Consider the following 20,199-nt stretch of genomic DNA (forward strand, 5'->3'; position numbering starts at 1 on the left):
TCTATTTAAAATAGGTGTATATTTATTAATAATTTTCGTATTAGCTTGGAAAGGAAATTTAGGTATGATTAATAACACAGATGTTATAGAGAGATTGGGTTCACTGGTTGGGAGGGAACTGACAAATGTTACTCTTCACGAAGTGATTTTTTGTGAAGAAAAACATAAGAAAATTCTAGTTCGATTTAACCTTGGTAAACATACCTATATTCATTATAAGATTAATAAACAAAACTCAGATACATATGCTGACATTCTGATTTTAGGTAATCCGAATACTTTTAGAATTGGTGTAGAGGAGAAGGATGGAAGTATCATTGTGATTTCCGCCCCGAGGGTCTCTTATCAATATTTATAACTTCTAAATGCCGTTTTCCGTTTCGGAGAGCGGCTTTTGTCACTAAGTTAATAAGAGCTTTGTTGGCTTGGTATGAATGTTAGGAGTATCGTTGTTTGAGTCTACACTATTTCTTTAAAAAAAGGTTGGTAAGTTTGTTGTTATTGGTTGGTACAACCTTTGTCAGTTAGTAATACAAAAAATAACAGGGGGTGTAAAAAACATTGGTAGTAATCAATAACTATGCTAACATTTTTCTAACGCAATCAAATGAAATCGATAAATTATGGTAAAAGAAGTTACACCTCAAATTTCCCAAAACCTCGATAAACCGCACTATTTGCACCCCACGTTAACGATATTAAACACTCTCACCAATAATCTATAAAAATAAATTGAAGGAGCATTTGGGGAGTTCCAATAAGGTTAATAAAAATAGATTATAATCATAGCATAATGAAGTTTGAAATTGATATAATGGTGCAAAATGGAAATTTCCCTGTTGTTGTGTGTAACTAAAGGCCAGACTCACCGAACTACCTGTTCACGGAGAGACAAAGATTGTTACGCACCAAGGTAAAGTGAAAAGAGTTAAGTTCGATGAGGGGGAAGAGTTTTGAAAGAAGTAATTTTAAATGAATATGACCAAAAGAAAATAATATACTTGGAATACGAGAAAAAATTAAGAGATTTAATATTTTCCTTGATTAAGGAAAACGGGATTACTATTCATGGTATTGAATCAAGGGTAAAAGACAGGAATAGTTTATCTAAGAAAATTGATAGTAAAGAAGATAAATATACGGGCTTAGATAAAATTACTGATACTCTGGGTCTAAGAGTTATAACATATTTTGAAGATGATGTTGATACAATTGCTAATATTGTTAAAACTCAGTTTCATGTAGACGAAAATAACTCATGTGATAAAAGGAATAAAAATTTTGACTCTTTTGGGTACTCATCACTCCATTATATTATTAAATTAACAGAGCCAAGAGCATCCCTACCTGAGTATTCAAGGTTTAATGAGATTAATTTTGAAATTCAAATAAGATCTATTTTGCAACATGCATGGGCAGAAATTGAACATGATATTGGATATAAGAGTGCAATTGAAATTCCTGTTGATATGAGAAGAAAGTTCTCCAGAATAGCAAGTTTATTGGAATTAGCAGATATCGAATTCATAAGAATCAAAGAAGAAATAAAAAAGTATACAATTGAAGTTAAAGAACAAATTAAATCCCAAAATTTAAATTTATTTATAGATAATATTTCATTAAAGGAATTTTTACAGGAAGATAAAATAGTTTATGAAATCGAGCAACATTTTATGAATATAACTAAGGCAATTACCGTTGAATATACAGATGAAAGATATATTGCAAAAAGAATTAATCAACTAAGTTTCTTTGGAATTGATACTATCGAAAAATTGAAGGAATCATTAGAATCAAGAAAGGAAATTATTAAAACTCTTGGAGAAAAGTGGTTGTCAATGCATGAAAAACGATGGGAATCAGTCACGAGTGGAATTTCAATTTTTTATTTATGTTTTGTATTAGCCTGTGAAAAAGAAGATTTACAGTATGTCCAAGAATATTTCAATTTTGGAAAACTTTCAAAAAACCCGGAATTACCCAAAGTGTTATTTGATCTTTATAATAAAATTGTATGAACTTTAATTGTATAAACAAACTAATACGCTAGCATTATGCTAACGCAATTCGATAAAAAACGGTAAATCGACGTTAAAGATGTTACAACCATTAATAACCATTAATATCCAAAACCTTGATTTACCGCAATTTTTGCACCTATCGTTAACGATATAACACTCTCACAGCTTAAGGGCGGCAGGGTGTAATTCCCCCATTCTGAGAAGCAGTCACGGAATAAATTTATATGAGTAGCAAAAACCACTTCCTATTAATTTAGGGAGTGGTTTTTTGTTGTTAAAATTCGCTTATCAAGACTTTTTTGATGAGTACATAGAATCAACAAGTTTAAGCAATAATAATTTTAAAATATTGGTGGTGTGACAACTATGTTTAATAAATTGATTCTATGGTTGCTATTTATTGCTCCGTGGTTAAGCTTGTTCTTTATGAAAAAGGAAGGAATCAAAAGGTTTATGCCTGTAACACTATTTACAGCATTATTAGTAACGATTATTTATGAAATAGCTTATACATATGAATGGTGGGAATTAAAAGTGACTATCGTGCCATGGGGGCATATAACTAATGTAAGTTATGCTTATGGTTCTTTCTTGATAGGGACAATTTGGATTTTTTACTTAACATTCAAGAAATTTTGGTTGTATCTAGCCGCAAATATGGTTGTTGATGGATTAGACGCTTTTCTAATAAGAGAATTTATGGAATCAAGGGGTATCATTCATTATATAAATATTAGCAAATTGAACTTATTCTTACTAATGTTCACATTATCCTTAATTGCTTTTGGTTTTCAAGTTTTTCACGAAAGAGTTTTTAAACTAGAAAATTAATCAAGTAACTAAAAAAAATAAATGAATTCTCCGAAGGATCGGGATTGGGTAGAAACCCTGCATTTTTGCCTTAGCGTTTCCCTCGGAATAGAGTATTCAAATGACAGTAAATTTTTGGCCAAATCATGCCTTTTAGACTCGAATGAATTTGTAAGAAACTAAAAACATGAAATCCATTATGAAATCAAAGTGAGAAAAATTTATAAGCGTCAAACACTTGGAAACAAGAGTTTGGCGCTTTTTCAATTTTGTTGACCTGAGACTACATGATCAGGTGAAAATCAACATTTATCGCACATTTTTATTTTGGCTCTGTAGGTTTTAGTAGTTTTTTGAAGGTCTCATTTTAAACTAAGAATATTCACAAAAGAAAAGGCGATAACAAAGGGCTACTAATTTAAGGAGGATTTTAAATGAAGAAGTTTGGTCTTGCTTCGCAAATTTTTGTTGCACTTGTACTCGGTATTGTTCTTGGTGCTTTATTTCATGGTAATGAAACAGTCATGGCTATAATCGCTCCGATTGGCGATATTTTTATTCGTTTAATCAAAATGATTGTTGTCCCTATTGTCATCGCTGCATTAGTAGTCTCAATAGCGGGAGTTGGCGATATTAAAAAACTAGGGAAATTAGGGGGGAAGACCCTTCTATATTTTGAGATTGTCACGATCATTGCCCTTGCGATTGGATTACTGTCGGCAAACTTGTTCCATCCGGGCTCTGGTTTAGATACAAGTAATCTTGAAAAAAGTGATATTTCAAAATACGAGGCTACAACGAAAACAGCTGAAAGTCATGGCTTTGCGGAAACGATTGTCCATATTGTTCCGAAAAATATATTTGAATCCATGGCTCAAGGGGATTTGTTGCCAATCATTTTCTTCTCAGTGTTTTTTGGTTTAGGAATTGCGGCTATAGAGGAAAAAGGGAAACCTGTCCTTGGGTTTTTTGAAGGTATATTGGATGCGATGTTTTGGGTGACAAATCAAGTGATGAAGTTCGCACCATTTGGTGTGTTTGCGTTAATTGGAGTGACTGTTGCTAAATTTGGGATATCTTCATTAATCCCTTTAGGGAAATTAGTGGTGGCTGTGTATTTAACAATGATATTTTTTGTATTCGTTGTTCTTGGAATGATTGCAAAAATGTCTGGGACAAGTATTTTTATTTTAATGAAAGTGTTGAAAGACGAAATAATTTTGGCTTTTTCAACCGCAAGTTCAGAGGCTGTTTTACCAAGGCTGATGGACAAAATGGAGAAGTTTGGTTGTCCGAAATCGATAACTTCTTTTGTTATTCCAACAGGTTATACGTTTAATTTAGACGGTTCATCCATTTATCAAGCACTAGCTTCACTTTTTGTTGCACAAATGTATGGTATTAATCTATCTTTGACACAACAAATTACATTGTTATTGGTGCTAATGTTAACATCAAAAGGAATGGCCGGTGTTCCGGGTGCATCATTCGTTGTCGTTTTAACAACACTTGGTTCTATGGGATTGCCGATAGAAGGTGTCGCATTTATCGCCGGTATTGATCGCATTTTAGACATGGTACGAACAGCGGTAAATGTCTTGGGAAATTCATTAGCGACAATTGTAATGTCAAAGTGGGAAGGTGAATTTGATGAAGAAAAAGCAAATGCTTACTTCAATTCAACTAAACAGGCAGATGTTGCATGATGTAATAGCTGCTCAACCCTTTGAAATAAGCTAGTTTTTGCATAAGATGAGAATAAGATAGAGGATTTTAAAGGAGGCTTCTCATAAGTTGAGTAAACTTATGGGAGCCTCTTTTTGTTACGGAAAATTAAATTATGTAAAGAACGAAATCAGACAATACTAAGTGGATGACTATTCATGTTACTATAATGGTATATGAATTTGAAATGTAATGAGGTTGAGGATCATGAGTACAATTTTAGATATTGCCAAGCTTGCGGGTGTGGCGAAGAGTACGGTTTCTCGGTTTTTAAATGGCGGTTCTGTTGGGGAAACGACAAAGAAGAAAATTGAACAAGCAATCAAGGAAACCGGGTATACGCCGAATCCATTTGCGCAGAGCTTGAAAGCGAAGAAAACGAATATTATTGGCACGATTGTCCCGCGGCTTGATTCCTACGCTTCTTCGCAAACGTTAATTGGTATTGATGAGCAATTAAAGCAGATGAATTATCAAATGCTGATCTCCAATACGAGTCAAAATCTGGAGCGAGAGATTGAAAGCATTTATAGCTTTGCGAATCAGAAGATGGCGGGTATTATTTTGCTTGCTACCGAAATCACGGATCAGCATATTGAGGCATTTGAATCCGTTAAAGTTCCTGTTCTCCTAATAGGACAAGAGCATGAGGATTTTTATAGTCTGATTCATGATGATTTTTGCGCTGGTTATGAAATGGGGCGGTATGTACTTAAAAAAGGTTATCGGAAAATTGCTTATCTAGGCGTAACGGAGCGAGATATCTCAGTTGGGGTGAAGCGCAAGCAGGGCTTTAAAAAGGCGATTCAAGAAGTAGAAGATTGTGAGGTTCGCTTCTATGAGACATTGTTCAAGATTCCAGCTGCGCAAGCTAGTGCAATGGAAATCATCCATGAATTTCAGCCTTCTATCATTGTTTGTGCGACCGATAATATTGCCCTTGGGGTGATGAAGGCAGCGTATTCAGAGGGGCTAACGATTCCAAAGGATGTAGCGTTAACCGGCTTTGGTGGATATGATGTGACAGAAATCATGCATCCGGGCTTAACGACGGCGAAGTTTTTTTACAAAGAAGCAGGGGAAACAGCTGCAAAACATATTGTAGAGTTAGTTAATGAGCGACCTGTCGAAAAAGTAACTATTTCTAAATTTGAAATTATTGAGCGAGAAAGCGTTGACAATTTCCTTAATCGTCCCCTATAATAAAAACAACGAAACCGGTTCCAATCGAGAGAACCTTTTCACTTGATAACAATTGAATTCGGTTTCTCTTTTAATCATTTATTTTTTTAGTGCATTTTGGAACCGGTTCCGCAATGAGTGAAATTTATTTTTTACTTAACTTTGGAACCGGTTCCTAAGTCAAATCAAATGAAAAGAGAGGGATTAAAATGGATCATAAAAAAATTGCACGGGAAGTTCTTAATGCCATCGGTGGTCAGGAAAATGTATCAGCTGCAGCGCATTGCGCCACACGCTTACGCCTAGTTTTACAGGATGAATCAATTGTTAATCAAGCAGCGTTGAATAACATGGATGTTGTGAAAGGGACCTTTTCGACGGGAGGTCAGTTTCAAATTATCTTAGGATCTGGAACGGTGAACGAGGTCTATAAACACTTGGCGGAGATGTCTGGTCAAACGGAAATGTCAACGAGTGATGTGAAAGATGTGGCAGCGAAGAACCTGAATCCGATTCAGCGATTCGTCAAAATGCTGTCAGACATTTTTGTTCCGATTATCCCAGCGATCGTAGCTGGCGGATTACTAATGGGAATTAACAATATCTTAACGGCCCCAGACTTGTTTATTGAAGGAAAATCCTTAGTGGATGCCAATCCAGAAATGGCGGATTTAGCGGCACTCATTAATACATTTGCTAATGCAGCCTTTGTCTTTTTGCCAATTCTAATTGGTTTTTCAGCAACGAAACGGTTTGGAGGAAATCCTTTCCTGGGAGCCACACTTGGAATGCTAATGGTTCATCCGGACTTATTAAATGGATACGGTTACGGTGCCGCGTTACTGAAAAATGAGGTCCCGGTTTGGAATCTTTTTGGCTTAGAAATTGAAAAGGTAGGTTATCAGGGAACCGTACTTCCTGTTCTTGCCGCGTCTTTTATTCTAGCAAAAATTGAAACGTCTTTACGAAAGGTTGTTCCCTCTTCTTTAGACAATCTATTAACACCGTTACTCTCTATCTTTATTACCGGAGTTTTAACGTTCACTTTGGTGGGACCGCTGACACGCTCAGCTGGTAATCTATTAACAGATGGAATTGTCTGGTTATATGACACAACTGGTGTCATTGGTGGAATCATCTTCGGTTTACTATATGCACCAATTGTTATTACAGGTATGCACCATAGCTTTATTGCCGTAGAAACGCAATTGCTTGCCGATGTTGCGAAAACGGGCGGATCGTTTATCTTCGTTATTGCGGCAATGTCAAACATTGCGCAAGGAGCAGCGACACTTGCTGTGCTAAAGACAACGAAAAATGCCAAGATCAAAGGAACCGCTTCAGCAGCTGGGATCTCTGCCTTATTAGGAATTACGGAACCTGCGATGTTTGGGGTTAACTTGAAATTACGCTATCCATTTATCGGTGCCATTATTGGTTCTGCTGTCGGGTCAGGCTTTGTTACGCTATTCAAGGTTAAAGCGACTGCGTTAGGTGCAGCGGGTATACCAGGAATCATCTCGATTCGCCCAGATACCATTATTTCTTATGTTATCGGTATGGCCATTGCGTTTGCCGTAGCATTTACCGTTACGATTGTTTTAGCGAAGAGAGAAGAAAAAATAGCAGTCAAAAAAACATCTGGTCAATCAGCTGCATAATAAAAGAATGAAAAGGGGAATCCAGTGATTCTCCTTTCTGTATTAGGAGTGAATCAGCATGGAATGGACAACCGAACAACGATACAGAGGCATGGACGACGTGACCGAAGAGGAAATTCAAGGGTTAGCCAAACTAGTCAATCAATGCCCATGGCGGCAGACTTTTCATATTCAGCCGCCGACAGGATTGTTAAATGACCCGAATGGCTTTAGCTATTTTAATGGGGAATATCATTTATTCTATCAATGGTTTCCGCTAGGGCCGGTTCATGGGTTGAAGCATTGGTATCATACGAAGTCTAAAGACCTTGCTCATTGGGAAAATGTTGGATTGGGCATTGAGCCGTCGAATGAATTTGATAGTCATGGGGTGTATTCCGGAAGTGGAATTGAGCATGATGGGAAATTATATTTAATGTACACGGGTAACACGCGCGATAATAATTGGAATCGATACCCATATCAATGTTTGTCAGTAATGAGTCCGGATGGAAGCATTGAGAAAAAGGATGCACCGGTGATTGCAGATATTCCAAGTGGCTATACCGAGCATTTTCGCGATCCAAAGGTTTGGCAACATGGGGACCACTTTTATGCGGTGATTGGTGCTCAAAGGAAAAATGAGACAGGAAGTGTGGTTTTATATCGCTCTAACGATCTAAAAGATTGGCAGTTTGTGGGTGAAGTGAAGACTGGATTAGGAGAAGATTTTGGTTATATGTGGGAATGTCCGGATTATTTTGAGCTGGATGAGCAAGGTGTGTTCCTTTTCTCCCCACAAGGGTTAAAAGCAGAAGGCGACCATTATCAAAATATTTATCAATCTGGGTATGTAATTGGAAGTCCAATAGATTTTGAGAACATCGAATTAAAGCATGGTGCATTTCATGAGTTGGATCGCGGGTTTGATTTTTACGCACCACAATCGACAGTGGATCATCAGGGGAGCCGGATCTTAGTCGGCTGGATGGGATTACCGGAGATTGACTATCCTACTGATAAAAATGGCTGGGCACACTGTTTAACACTCCCTCGGAAGCTATCGGTTAAAGCTGGAAAGTTGGTTCAGGAGCCAGTGCCTGAGCTAGTATTGCTTCGTGGGGAGAAGGTAGAAACCAGTCAAACAGTTGAGAATGAAAATGTTAGTTTGGATAACTTCGAAGGAGATGTGTATGAACTTCTTGCGGAATTCTCTGATAGTACAGCGGAGGAGTTTGGTTTGGAGCTTCGGGTCGGAGAAGTAGAAAAAACCGTAATTAAATATGATGCGATTGCAAAAAAGGTTGCATTTGACCGGACTGGGTCGGGCAAATCCTTTGCTGAGGAGTTTGGTACCGTTCGGAAATGTAGGTTGGACGCCGAAAAGATTTCGTTCAGAATCTTTGTTGATGTCTCCTCTGTTGAGGTGTTTGTAAATAATGGGGAAGAAGTATTTACCGGACGGATTTTTCCTGGTGAAAATAGTAATGGAATCCGTGTATTTTCTCGTGGTGGACAAACGAATGTAAAGGCTGTTAAATGGGATATCCAATAAACTTATTAGACTTAGTTGAGGTGACAGAATGGGAAAGCTTTTTTCGATTGGTGAGGTGTTAATTGATTTTATTCCACTTCAAAAAGGGGTGGCCTTAAAGGATGTTTTTTCTTTTGAGAGAGCACCTGGCGGGGCACCAGCAAATGTGGCGGCGGCCGTTGCAAAATATGGGCAGAAAGCAGCAATGATTTCTAAATTAGGAAATGATGCGTTTGGCGACTTTCTAATTGAGCAGCTAGTCGAGGCTGGTGTTGAAATGGACAAAGTATATCGGACTAGTGAGGCGAATACGGCCTTGGCATTTGTCTCGTTAAAAGAAAACGGGGAACGTGATTTTTCATTTTACCGTAATCCTTCTGCCGATTTGCTGTTAAGCGAGGAAGAGATTGAGCCAGCATGGTTCCAAGCGGGGGATATTCTCCACTTTTGCTCGGTTGATCTTGTCGAAAGCCCGATGAAACAGGCGCATATAAAGGCGATCGCAGCTGTTTCAGAGGCGGATGGCTTGATAAGCTTTGACCCTAATGTGCGGCTTCCGCTTTGGGAAAATCCAGAGGATTGTCGTAAGGCAATTCTCGAATTTTTACCGATGGCGGATATCGTAAAGGTTTCCGATGAAGAGCTAAATTTTATTACGGGAATAAAAGATGAGTCGGATGCGATACAATCGTTGTTCGTTGGAAAAGTGAAGGCAGTTGTCTACACAAAGGGAGCTGCAGGTGCGGATTTGATTTTAAAAGGTCAAGTGTTTGAATCGAGAGGATACTCTGTTGAAGCGGTCGACACAACCGGAGCGGGTGACGCGTTCATAGGCGGATTTTTATATCAATTGCTCGAATTGAAAGCAAACCCGGCCAACCTCGAGGAAGTACTACGGGGCAATCAAACAGAAATATTGCAATTTGCGAATGCTAGTGGTGCTATCACTACAACAGGAAAAGGAGCAATCTCTGCTCTTCCGACTAAGAGGGAAGTTGAGGAGCTTATTGGAAAGTGATAGGAGAAGGTCTTTCATCAGTTTGGTAAACTGTTGGAAGGCCTTTTCTTTTATGTTCTTGATCTATCAAAAGATTTTGATATTTTGGGGAGTGAAAAGTTGGCTATGCATGATAAAATGAATGGGCTGATATTGAAACACAATTACTTAAACAATAATTCAATTGCGAGGAGTTACTTATGTTACTAAATATTATATTAATTTTTGCTCTTCAATTACTGTATGTCCCTATCTTGACACTTCGGACCATTTTTTTAGTGAAGAATATGAGTGTGGCAGCTTCAACATTTGGAACACTGGAGGCCCTAATTTATGTATTTGGTCTTTCCTTAGTTTTTTCGGGTCACCAAAGCATTGCTGAAATGATCGTTTATGCTGTAGGTTTTGGAGTAGGATTATATATTGGGACACGGATAGAAAATAAGCTAGCCATTGGTTACACATGTTTAGTTGTGAATTTAATGGAATTGAATGAAGAACTTATTGACTTATTGAGAATTAAAGGATTCGGAGTTACCGTCTTTGAAGGGATGGGTCGTGATAGTAAAAGATTTCAATTAGAAATCCTAACAAAGCGAAACCGTGAAAATGAAGTGATGGATTTAATTGAAGAATACGAGCCAAGAGCATTTATCATTTCTTATGAGCCGCGTAGATTTAAAGGAGGTTACCTAATTAAAGCGATGAAAAAGCATTTGAAAAAAGGGAACACTATTAAACAAATATAACTCTTCTTATATTTGAAATACAGGAGTCTACCTCGACAATATATTTATCAAGATAATAGGAAAAAACCTTATTTAGAAGGGGTTACTGTACTTTCAATCAAACGTTTAGTTAGTTAATAAATTGTTCTTACTCGTTAGAATATGTAATTCGTTAGTTTCTATTGTCTGTTTTTAAGTTAATTCCTAACAATACTACTTTTTATACGACAATAAATTCTTTTAAAAGGAGCGCAAAGTTCAACTATTTAAATGGTTTCCCAGCTATTTATTCGAACGTTTAATTAGTTGATTTAGTTTTAATCAAACGATTGATTAGAAGAGCCTCTAATCCTGCAAGACCTGTGTTTTATCCCTCTTAGTATAAAGAATCTTGTCGAGAAGGGGATCTAGTGAAAACCGTGGGTAAGCACATTATCAAATGTAGCGTAGAACACCTAGCTTAGCTGTACATCCTATGTTACCGAAGTTGCTATAGAGAATTTGGATATTAAATTTTGCTTGTTTGAGCAATTGGAAGGGGACTACTAATGGAAAACATTCGCAATATCTACTGTGTAGGCAGGAATTATGTTTCACATGCAAAGGAGCTGAATAATGATGTTCCAACCTCGCCTTTTTTGTTCTCTAAGCCGACGCACGCTTTGGTGGAGGCATGTGGACAAGAGATTAGTTTGCCGGGGGACCGTGGAACTATTCATTATGAAGTGGAATTGGTTATACATATCGCTAAGTCTTATGAAATGGGAATGAATGTTGAAGAACTTGTTGACCGGATGGCATTGGGGATTGATTTTACACTAAGGGATGTACAAAGCGAGTTGAAGAAAAAGGGTTATCCTTGGCTGCTTGCAAAAGGCTTTCCAAACTCAGCTGTATTAACCCCACTTATTGAGTTCCCGGGTATAGAAAATTGCAAGCATTTCGATTTTGCTCTAATTAAAAATGGTGAGCAAGTGCAGCTTGGAAATATTCAAAATATGATTTTTGATTTGCAGACCATAATTGATTTTACCGCCTTACATTTTGGCCTTGGGAAAGGAGATATCATTTTCACAGGAACACCTGAGGGAGTTGGACCGGCTGCAGAAGGTGATCAATTTTCTCTCAAATGGGGAGAAAATACACTTGGGGAATTTTCCGTTTCATTGAAAGATAAATAAAATTATACAAGTTACGTTTCATCTCGATTTCTTTTTCATATGTATGAAGGAATTGATGTTATGGTGACTGCATCAAAAAAGGATGGGTTGTTCCTTAATATTGTTCCGTATCGCTAGGCGATATAACACTTGCAAATCTATCAAAAAACCTTCATATTTAATAGAAAAGGAGGTCCGATATGCGACGTGATATACAATCGAATGAACGAGCTTTCACTTCCAAGGAAGCGGCAGAAGAAGTTGGGATTGCAACACCAACTGTTCGAAAGTATGGCCAAATCTTGGAGCGGAATGGCTATGAGTTTTTAAAAGATGGCGATCGGCGTATCTTTGTTCAATCTGATATCGGAGCGCTTATAGCGTTACGCGATACAGACAAGCCTCTAGACGATACAGCTAAAGACCTTGTGTATCAACAAAAGGAAAGATTAGTAGAGATTAATGAGACGGAAATTGCACTAACCGATACATATGAAAATCTACCCCAAGATCCCAATCAATTAAAAGAGATATTAATGGTTTTAGTAAATGAACTCGCAGCCACGCGTGAAATGAATGTACAACTGACAAACGATATGTCACAGCTGAAAACAACGGTTTCACGGCTCCAGCAAGATCACCATGTAATAAGTTCTAATATTGCCAATTCGGCGCAAAAAACACAGGCGAAAATTGAAAAATTAACTGAACAACAAAATACCCATTTCGAATCATTGCTGCAACGAGAAATACAAAAAAATGAATCCTTACAAAAAGAAATACAAAAAATTCAGGACGAACTGGAAAAAGAATGGCATTTACAAAATGATTTTAATAATCGTTTGGAAGAAGCGATACAAAGACCAAAAGAAAGATGGGAATGGATTTTCTCCATATTCCGAAAATAAGGTGCCTGTTGAGGGCTTTTTTTTGCTTAATTGTTTCATATCGCCAGGCGATATAAGGAAATAGATAGAGTTTTTATGGGATGATGATTGATGGAGCGCTCTTTAACTGATATTGACGGACTTATAGCGCTACGCGATACGGACATACCTCCAAATTTCAACAAAATTCCCGGGAAATATCTACAAATTTCGAGGAGATATCAACCAAATAAGGCGAATAGCTGGTAGATAAGGTGACAGTGCTATCACACAGGCAAGAAGTATTACCTCATCCTGGAAAATAGGATTGGCAATAGATGATTTGGGCGATATTGGAAGGTTCGTATGCCTGAATAGTTAGTCTACTTCTTATCTAAGAGTAGGCATTTTTGCTTTGTGAATTACTTTCTATAGACTACTTCCTAAAAAGTCGAACTTACAGACCAGTTTCCTTATACAACTAATTGCTTTAAAAAGAGAGAAATTGAATTTGATGGAGCGGCCGTAATAAAAGGAAAAACAAACAAGATGATTGGGATTCTTAATAAGCAAGAGATTGAAGGTATAAATTGGATAACTGGAGAAGGTAAAAGCGGAACGGTAAAAGCCTTCCAAAAACGGTAAAAACGCAAAAGGAATTCGGGGTAGATGTTGGAGGATTTGGCAACCAATTGCGAATACAATATCCTAATGTTTGGAAAAATGTAAAAGGCAATTGGGATGAAAAATTTAGTGAAATTCCCATCACCTATGATGTATCGATTAGGATAAAGGATTACGGAATGATTGGATCAAAGAAAAAATAATTAGCTTTTATTAATCTAATTTTTATAACTGTAAAAGAGATTGGTAGCTAGGGTTATCAATCCTTTTTATTTACATTAACTTTACAATAGATTTCTTGATATTGAGTATTTATTGGTTTATCATATAAGCAAATAATTATATATTAATCTAATAATGCAGAACTTATAAAATATGAATAATCAATAAATAAATTTTAAATAAGTATATAGTTATTTGTTTATATAAGGAGGTGTTTGTTTTGGAATCTAGAGTGGACTTAGAAAAGGCTGCGGGTGTTTTAAAGTTATTAGGGGATAAAACACGCTTAACCATGGTGGCCATTTTGAAACAAAGAGAATGTTGTGTTTGTGAATTTTTAGAAGTGTTTGATATGAGTCAGCCATCCGTCAGTCAGCATCTTCGAAAACTAAAAGACTTAGGTCTGGTTAAAGAGGACCGCAGAGGACAATGGATTTATTATTCCCTGAATCAACAGAATGAATTGTATGGGCTTATAGAAGATATTTTGGAGCATGTACCAGTTCAGACTGAAAAAATCAAACAGATTGAAAAAGCGAATCCGACGCTTCAATGCGGTTGTTAGCTTTATTATAAATAGGGAGTGAGAAAATGAGTAATACAGAAAAGAAACGTCTATCGTTCCTGGATCGATACCTAACGCTTTGGATTTTTCTTGCTATGGCAATAGGGATTGGATTAGGATTTGTTTCTCCTGGATTTGTAGACAGTATGAACAGCTTGCAGATAGGAACAACATCTATTCCACTTGCGATTGGCTTAATCTTAATGATGTATCCACCATTAGCTAAAGTTCGTTATGAGGAGATTGGGCGAGTATTTAGAGATGTAAAAGTCTTAGCTTTATCGCTTGTACAAAACTGGATTATTGGACCAATTCTAATGTTTTTATTAGCTATTATTTTTCTTCCTGATAAACCAGAATATATGGTTGGTCTTATCATGATTGGTTTAGCTCGTTGTATTGCGATGGTTATTGTATGGAATGATCTTGCTAAAGGAGATACAGAATACGCTGCTGGTTTAGTAGCATTCAACTCTATTTTCCAAATGTTATTCTTCTCTGTTTATGCCTATGTATTTGTAACGATCATCCCTGAATGGATAGGAATCCAAGGGGCAGTTGTCAATATTACGATGATAGAAGTAGCTAAATCCGTTTTCATCTATCTTGGAATACCTTTTATCGCTGGTATGATTACACGTTTTACATTGGTAAGGGCTAAAGGCAGACAATGGTACGAAAAAGTGTTTATTCCTAAAATTAGTCCTATTACATTAATTGCTTTACTATTTACGATTATCCTTATGTTCTCATTAAAAGGGGACGCTATTGTAAGCTTGCCATTAGACGTAGCTCGTATAGCCATTCCTTTATTGATTTACTTTGTAATAATGTTCTTTGTTTCCTTCTTCCTGGGACGGAAAATTGGAGCGAACTACCCTGTAACAACAACGCTTGCTTTTACAGCTGGAAGTAATAACTTTGAATTAGCAATTGCTGTGGCTGTTGGCGTATTTGGAATCCATTCTGGTGCAGCTTTTGCGGCCGTTATTGGACCACTTGTGGAAGTACCTGTCATGATTGCGTTAGTCAATGTAGCATTATGGTTTAAAAGAAAATATTTTAAAGAACATGCAGCTTAAAACTAATAATAGAGGTGGATTTCAACATGGAAAACAAAAAGAAACTTTACTTCTTATGTACAGGAAACTCTTGCAGAAGTCAAATGGCGGAAGGGTGGGCAAAGAAACATTTAGGAGATGACTGGGAAGTACGCAGTGCTGGGATTGAAGCACACGGATTAAACCCCAATGCCGTAAAAGCAATGAAAGAAGCGGGAATCGATATCTCAAACCAGACATCTGATGTTATTGACCCTGAAATTTTAAACAATGCTGATTTGGTTGTTATGTTATGCGGACATGCAGCAGAACACTGTCCTGTAACTCCTCCACATGTAAAACGAGTTCACTGGGGCTTTGATGACCCAGCAAAGGCTCAAGGAAATGACGAAGAAAAATGGGCATTCTTCCAACGTGTCCGTGACGAAATCGGAGATCGCATTAAGAGTTTTGCGGAAACCGGTGAGTAAGCAAACTAATGTAATCTATTTAAAAGAGGATGAATCCGAAGAACCTTCGTCGATTCATCCTTTTTTCCATTATATTTACGTATTTTCGAATATTCCGTGTCAAAGAATACAGGAATTTTCAGGAAAACCTCGAATACTTACATATAATGCCCAAAAATAGGTAGTAATCATGCAAGGAGGTAACATCTTGTCTTTTGAACAAATGAATCCCACGATTGAGAAAATACTAGTAAACATTGAAAAGGTTATGATCGGAAAAAGGGACGTGGCTGAACTTAGTCTGGTTGCTTTATTAGCCGGTGGCCATGTGCTCTTGGAGGACGTGCCTGGGGTCGGGAAAACGATGATGGTCCGTGCTTTGGCTAAGTCTGTGAATGCCAATTTCCGTAGAATTCAATTCACCCCGGACCTGTTACCGTCTGATGTAACTGGAGTCTCCATATATAATCCTAAAGAGATGGAATTTCAATTTCGCCCGGGTCCATTAATGGGGAACATAATTCTTGCTGATGAAATTAACCGGACCTCCCCGAAGACACAGTCAGCGTTATTAGAAGGGATGGAAGAAGCAAGTGTCACGATTGATGGTGTAACCCATCAACTGGACAAGCCATTTTTTGTGATGGCAACGCAAAATCCGATTGAATATGAAGGAACCTATCCGCTACCCGAAGCCCAGCTTGACCGCTTTTTATTAAAAATGAGAATGGGTTACCCAGACCTACAAGAGGAAATGGAAGTATTGAACAGAGCACAAAGGGTCCCACCGATTGAGGAGTTAACCCCAGTCATTGATCTTGGAGGACTTCTCGATTTGCAAAGAGAAATCAAAGAGGTGTTCGTCGATGACACAATCAAGCGATACATTGTTGATATCGTGAATCGTACTAGGGGCCACGGCAGTGTCTATCTTGGCGCTAGTCCTAGGGGGTCAATTGCATTGATGAAAGCAGCCCAGGCCTATGCCTATATGTATGGCCGCGATTACATTTTGCCCGATGACATTCAATATTTAGCTCGCTTTGTCTTATCACACCGGATTATTTTAAAGTCAGAGGCAAAATTCGAAGGGATTTCGGCAGAAGAATTAGTGAACCAGGTGGTTGCTAGAGTCCCAGTTCCGGTTCAAAGGCTAGTGAAATAATGAAAAAAGTTTGGAGCGCACTGAAAAAAGTATGGAAGTTTATCCTGCTGCTTTTTTTTATTCTACTAACTTTTTCCTACGCCATGTTTCAAGGAGGATTTGTTAGCTGGTTTTTATTCTATAGCTTTTTACCGTTTGCGATTTATTGTGTCTCCTTATCGTTATACTCCTTAAATGAGCTTGAAGTGACGAGGGTTTTACAAAAAACTGATTACAATGCAGGCGAGCCTTTAAAGGTGACAGTGATCGTGAAAAGAGCGAAGTCTTTTCCGCTCTTTTATTTACTGATTGAGGACCAGTTAAATGATTCTTTAAAATTTGCACCCCAACAAAAGAAACCAAAGGCCCTGCTTCTTCCAGGGATGAAAAAGGAATTATCTTATGAATATATCATTGACGAGCTGCCGCGCGGGGAACATCTTTTTAACTCCTTTACTTTAAGAATTGGCGACCCACTCGGATTATTTGAAAAAGAAAAGAAACTCGAAATCCAAAGTAGAATTGTGGTCTATCCCGCATATAACGAGCTATTATATCGATCATTTGAAAATCAGTATGATTCAGGCTTAACCGCTTCAAAGGAACGTGTGCAGCGTGATACCTCAATGGTAACTGGGGTGAGGGATTACCAGCCGGGTGACCGCTTTTCGTGGATTAACTGGAAAGCATCCGCGAAACGAAATGTATTGATGACGAAGGAATTTGAACAGCGGCAATCCCATGATGTTTTTGTGGTCATGGATTGTTTACCGCATAAACATTTTGAGCCAGTTGTCTCTTTTACAGCCTCATTATTGCGGGCTATTTTGAAAAAGGGAGCCCAGACCGGTCTTTTAACGATCAGTAAGGAACGCGCATCTTTTCCGATTCGCGGTGGGGAACAGCATCTCCAACAACTTTTTTATCATCTGGCCAAAATAGATGCGAAATGTATCTCATCCTTTGAAAAGGTATTGGATACAGATGGTCTTTTCGTTCAGCAAACGGTTTCCTTTATGCTTGTGACTGCACAAATTACCAAACCGCTGATTGAAAAAGCGAGCTTTCTTGGACAACGAAAAGGCGGAACGATTACCCTTTTTCTGATGAAGGGAGAAAACGACGCGCCAACAGAAAATGAGCGATCACTGATGGCAATAGCCAATGCTCGGGGAGTCCGGATTGTCTTGGTACATGAAGGCGAATACATGGCGGCTTTTTCGGAGGTGAATTCTCGGTGATTAACAGGGACTTTTCTTCATTCTTGTTATATATCTTTAGTTTTTTTCTTTTGTGGGAATGGCTTCGACCGATTGAACAATTAACAGATACAGATCATATTGAGATGTTTATTATCTTTATCATCATTTCATTTGCTTTATCCTTTTTTAATGTGAAATGGGTGTGGAAATACAGTATAAAATTAATCTATATCCTCTATTCCATTAACCGGCTTCACTATGAAGAAGGACTCTTTCATTCCACATGGATGAAGGACTTCTTTAGGGATATAACGGAAAACCTGGGATTGCTCGGAGCTAGAAACTGGAATGATTTGTCCAGTGAATTCAGGTCGCTCTTATTTTTTATCCTTCTTTGGCTCATGGTTTACTTGATCAGTTACTGGATCTTAAACAGAAAACGGATCTTAATTTTTTGCTTTATGACCATCGTCTACATTACGGTTCTAGATACATTTACGCCATATGTGGCAAAGGCGGCAATTGTCAGAACGGTGGTTGCAGGATTTGCTGTGATGGGAATGCTGACACTTCTCAGAATGATTCAAAAGGAAAATATTAATACGGAATCTACCTATCTGAAAAGGTGGATGGTACCACTATCTGTTATGATTGCCATCAGTGTTCTAGTGGGGATAGCCGCACCAAAAGCAGCTCCGATTTGGCCTGATCCTGTCCCCTATTTAACAGCCAATAATAATAAGGTTCCCGAACGAAACAAGAGCGGGATCCATCGAATTGGTTATGGAACCAATGATGCGCAATTAGGTGGTCCGTTTATCGGAGATAACAACCAAGTATATAGGTATGAAGGGAACGGAAAGAATTATTGGAAGATGGAAACAAAGGATCGATATACAGGCAAAGGCTGGCTGGCTTCTGGGACAACGCCGATCCCATTTCGTCAGGAGGACCTTGTCCCGGTCTTTTCACTGCCTAAAACAGTAGAAACGATAAAAGAAACTGCCCGGGTCGTAACAAATCCATCCTATAATTTCAACTATCTTATGTACCCTGCTGGAATTAACAAAGTTGTAAAAATGCTCCCGGCTGGGAATCGGTATGAGATTGATACAACCACTGAGAGAATCAGCCTTTTTGATAGTGATAATGCACCATCAGTACCAAAGGTCTTTACAGTTGAATTTGAAGTTCCAAAATACAAGGCAGCGGACTTAGTTCAAACGGCGAATTTCAATCCATCAATTATCAACGAGGAATTTTATCAAAGGTATACACAGCTGCCTGAAAATCTGCCGCCAAGAGTGAAGAAATTAGCAGAAGAGATTACCGCCTCAAAAACCAATTGGTTTGACAAGGCCAAAGCCGTAGAAAGCTACTTTGGGAAATCTGAGTTCACCTATGACCAAAAAAATGTCGCGGTACCTGACACCAAAGATGATTATGTTGATCAATTTTTATTTGAGACAAAAAAGGGGTATTGTGACAATTTCTCTTCTTCGATGGCTGTGATGCTGCGGACGCTTGGGATTCCAACACGATGGGTAAAAGGATTCACTGGCGGAGATTTTCTCCAATACAGTGATGAGACTTCAGGGACACAGGTGTATGAGGTAACAAATAATAATGCACACTCCTGGGTGGAGGTCTATTTCCCCAATCAAGGCTGGGTCCCATTTGAACCAACGAAGGGTTTTTCTAATCCAATTACTATTAATTACGGATCGGGCAACACAACATCATCAAATAATCAACAGAAAAGCACACCACAGGTCAAAAAGCCTCAACAGGAAGAAATTGATGATAACCAAAAAGCTGATAATTCGAATAAGAGCTTTGATTTCAAAAGAATCTGGGCTGATATCCAATTGTTTTTGAAAAATCATTGGAAGTTACTGATTCTCGATGGCCTCCTTCTTGCTGGGCTGATGGTAATTTTTTACAGAATCCGCGGAAAATGGGTTCCGTACTTCTTACTACTTGTTTATCGTTTCAAGAAAAAAGACAACAATATCGGCACTGCGTACTTAGCCTTATTGAAACAGCTTGACCGTTATGGCTTAAAGCGGAAGGAGCACCAAACCCTAAGAAACTATGCTCGTTATATTGATTCATTCTTCTCAACGCGAGAGATGACGCGATTAACAATTATTTATGAAAATTATTTGTATCATCAAAACTTGCCTGAGGGAACATGGAAAGACTCGCATGAATTGTGGGAAAATTTAATCAAAAAGACAATTGCTTGACCAGAAAAACAACCTATTGT

Annotated in this window: 19 protein-coding genes and 1 pseudogene; all 20 read left to right on the forward strand. The window is 38.0% G+C overall.

Annotation, left to right across the window (positions count from 1 at the left end; genetic code table 11):
• Positions 1 to 64: 64 nt before the first annotated feature.
• A complete protein-coding gene (locus tag V7121_RS19815) occupies positions 65 to 358 on the forward strand; it encodes a hypothetical protein (RefSeq protein WP_335501862.1) in 294 nt (97 codons plus the stop codon).
• A gap of 435 nt (positions 359 to 793) precedes the next feature.
• Positions 794 to 957, forward strand: a pseudogene (locus V7121_RS19820) (XtrA/YqaO family protein).
• Positions 954 to 2,018, forward strand: coding sequence for a GTP pyrophosphokinase (locus V7121_RS19825; protein ID WP_335547541.1), 1,065 nt, complete (start codon positions 954 to 956; stop codon positions 2,016 to 2,018). Before V7121_RS19820 ends, V7121_RS19825 begins: the two are co-directional and overlap by 4 nt.
• 369 nt (positions 2,019 to 2,387) lie before the next feature.
• Complete coding sequence (locus tag V7121_RS19830; RefSeq protein ID WP_335501867.1) at positions 2,388 to 2,852, forward strand: hypothetical protein; 465 nt, start codon at positions 2,388 to 2,390, stop codon at positions 2,850 to 2,852.
• Positions 2,853 to 3,265: 413 nt separating this feature from the next.
• Positions 3,266 to 4,537, forward strand: a complete 1,272-nt coding sequence (locus V7121_RS19835) for a cation:dicarboxylate symporter family transporter (RefSeq protein WP_335547543.1) — start codon at positions 3,266 to 3,268, stop codon at positions 4,535 to 4,537.
• 226 nt (positions 4,538 to 4,763) lie between these two features.
• Positions 4,764 to 5,759: a LacI family DNA-binding transcriptional regulator gene (locus V7121_RS19840; protein ID WP_420490627.1), complete on the forward strand. Its 996-nt coding sequence runs from the start codon at positions 4,764 to 4,766 to the stop codon at positions 5,757 to 5,759.
• A gap of 188 nt (positions 5,760 to 5,947) precedes the next feature.
• Positions 5,948 to 7,399, forward strand: coding sequence for a sucrose-specific PTS transporter subunit IIBC (locus V7121_RS19845; protein WP_335501871.1), 1,452 nt, complete (start codon positions 5,948 to 5,950; stop codon positions 7,397 to 7,399).
• Positions 7,400 to 7,457: 58 nt separating this feature from the next.
• Positions 7,458 to 8,933 (forward strand): sucrose-6-phosphate hydrolase, encoded by a 1,476-nt coding sequence (locus V7121_RS19850; RefSeq protein ID WP_335501874.1) that lies wholly within the window; start codon positions 7,458 to 7,460, stop codon positions 8,931 to 8,933.
• Positions 8,934 to 8,961: 28 nt separating this feature from the next.
• On the forward strand, positions 8,962 to 9,930 hold the full coding sequence (locus V7121_RS19855) for a carbohydrate kinase family protein (RefSeq protein ID WP_335547544.1): 969 nt from the start codon (positions 8,962 to 8,964) through the stop codon (positions 9,928 to 9,930).
• Between the two features lie 179 nt (positions 9,931 to 10,109).
• On the forward strand, positions 10,110 to 10,658 hold the full coding sequence (locus V7121_RS19860) for a DUF2179 domain-containing protein (protein ID WP_335501877.1): 549 nt from the start codon (positions 10,110 to 10,112) through the stop codon (positions 10,656 to 10,658).
• Between the two features lie 527 nt (positions 10,659 to 11,185).
• A complete protein-coding gene (locus V7121_RS19865; RefSeq protein WP_335501879.1) occupies positions 11,186 to 11,818 on the forward strand; it encodes a fumarylacetoacetate hydrolase family protein in 633 nt (210 codons plus the stop codon).
• Positions 11,819 to 11,997: 179 nt separating this feature from the next.
• The gene (locus V7121_RS19870) at positions 11,998 to 12,705 is read left to right on the forward strand and encodes a hypothetical protein (RefSeq protein WP_335547545.1); all 708 of its coding nucleotides are present in this window, start codon (positions 11,998 to 12,000) and stop codon (positions 12,703 to 12,705) included.
• Between the two features lie 507 nt (positions 12,706 to 13,212).
• Positions 13,213 to 13,308, forward strand: coding sequence for a hypothetical protein (locus V7121_RS19875; RefSeq protein WP_335501882.1), 96 nt, complete (start codon positions 13,213 to 13,215; stop codon positions 13,306 to 13,308).
• 47 nt (positions 13,309 to 13,355) lie between these two features.
• Complete coding sequence (locus V7121_RS19880; RefSeq protein ID WP_335501884.1) at positions 13,356 to 13,490, forward strand: Ger(x)C family spore germination C-terminal domain-containing protein; 135 nt, start codon at positions 13,356 to 13,358, stop codon at positions 13,488 to 13,490.
• A 239-nt stretch (positions 13,491 to 13,729) separates the two neighbouring features.
• A complete protein-coding gene (locus V7121_RS19885; protein WP_420490628.1) occupies positions 13,730 to 14,074 on the forward strand; it encodes an ArsR/SmtB family transcription factor in 345 nt (114 codons plus the stop codon).
• A 26-nt stretch (positions 14,075 to 14,100) separates the two neighbouring features.
• Entirely contained in the window at positions 14,101 to 15,156 is a 1,056-nt protein-coding gene (gene arsB / locus V7121_RS19890) for an ACR3 family arsenite efflux transporter (RefSeq protein WP_335547546.1), read from the forward strand.
• Positions 15,157 to 15,182: 26 nt separating this feature from the next.
• On the forward strand, positions 15,183 to 15,605 hold the full coding sequence (gene arsC, locus V7121_RS19895; RefSeq protein WP_335547548.1) for an arsenate reductase (thioredoxin): 423 nt from the start codon (positions 15,183 to 15,185) through the stop codon (positions 15,603 to 15,605).
• Positions 15,606 to 15,807: 202 nt separating this feature from the next.
• Positions 15,808 to 16,749: an AAA family ATPase gene (locus tag V7121_RS19900; protein WP_335501908.1), complete on the forward strand. Its 942-nt coding sequence runs from the start codon at positions 15,808 to 15,810 to the stop codon at positions 16,747 to 16,749.
• On the forward strand, positions 16,749 to 17,969 hold the full coding sequence (locus V7121_RS19905) for a DUF58 domain-containing protein (RefSeq protein WP_335547550.1): 1,221 nt from the start codon (positions 16,749 to 16,751) through the stop codon (positions 17,967 to 17,969). Before V7121_RS19900 ends, V7121_RS19905 begins: the two co-directional genes overlap by 1 nt.
• Positions 17,966 to 20,179: a transglutaminase TgpA family protein gene (locus tag V7121_RS19910; RefSeq protein ID WP_335547552.1), complete on the forward strand. Its 2,214-nt coding sequence runs from the start codon at positions 17,966 to 17,968 to the stop codon at positions 20,177 to 20,179. The genes V7121_RS19905 and V7121_RS19910 overlap by 4 nt, the downstream gene beginning before the upstream one ends.
• The last annotated feature ends 20 nt before the right edge of the window (positions 20,180 to 20,199 follow it).

Origin of the sequence: Neobacillus drentensis (assembly GCF_036962125.1) — a bacterium.
Lineage (GTDB): Bacteria > Bacillota > Bacilli > Bacillales > Cytobacillaceae > Neobacillus > Neobacillus drentensis_B.

Excerpts from the sequence above, each read along its gene's own strand:
- V7121_RS19875 (WP_335501882.1), top strand. The coding sequence starts at position 13,213 with ATGATTGGGATTCTTAATAAGCAAGAGATTGAAGGTATAAATTGGATA.
- V7121_RS19845 (WP_335501871.1), top strand. The coding sequence starts at position 5,948 with ATGGATCATAAAAAAATTGCACGGGAAGTTCTTAATGCCATCGGTGGT.
- V7121_RS19850 (WP_335501874.1), top strand. The coding sequence starts at position 7,458 with ATGGAATGGACAACCGAACAACGATACAGAGGCATGGACGACGTGACC.
- V7121_RS19860 (WP_335501877.1), top strand. The coding sequence starts at position 10,110 with ATGTTACTAAATATTATATTAATTTTTGCTCTTCAATTACTGTATGTC.
- V7121_RS19905 (WP_335547550.1), top strand. The coding sequence starts at position 16,749 with ATGAAAAAAGTTTGGAGCGCACTGAAAAAAGTATGGAAGTTTATCCTG.
- V7121_RS19855 (WP_335547544.1), top strand. The coding sequence starts at position 8,962 with ATGGGAAAGCTTTTTTCGATTGGTGAGGTGTTAATTGATTTTATTCCA.
- arsB (WP_335547546.1), top strand. The coding sequence starts at position 14,101 with ATGAGTAATACAGAAAAGAAACGTCTATCGTTCCTGGATCGATACCTA.
- arsC (WP_335547548.1), top strand. The coding sequence starts at position 15,183 with ATGGAAAACAAAAAGAAACTTTACTTCTTATGTACAGGAAACTCTTGC.
- V7121_RS19900 (WP_335501908.1), top strand. The coding sequence starts at position 15,808 with ATGAATCCCACGATTGAGAAAATACTAGTAAACATTGAAAAGGTTATG.
- V7121_RS19815 (WP_335501862.1), top strand. The coding sequence starts at position 65 with ATGATTAATAACACAGATGTTATAGAGAGATTGGGTTCACTGGTTGGG.
- V7121_RS19870 (WP_335547545.1), top strand. The coding sequence starts at position 11,998 with ATGCGACGTGATATACAATCGAATGAACGAGCTTTCACTTCCAAGGAA.
- V7121_RS19835 (WP_335547543.1), top strand. The coding sequence starts at position 3,266 with ATGAAGAAGTTTGGTCTTGCTTCGCAAATTTTTGTTGCACTTGTACTC.
- V7121_RS19865 (WP_335501879.1), top strand. The coding sequence starts at position 11,186 with ATGGAAAACATTCGCAATATCTACTGTGTAGGCAGGAATTATGTTTCA.
- V7121_RS19830 (WP_335501867.1), top strand. The coding sequence starts at position 2,388 with ATGTTTAATAAATTGATTCTATGGTTGCTATTTATTGCTCCGTGGTTA.
- V7121_RS19840 (WP_420490627.1), top strand. The coding sequence starts at position 4,764 with ATGAGTACAATTTTAGATATTGCCAAGCTTGCGGGTGTGGCGAAGAGT.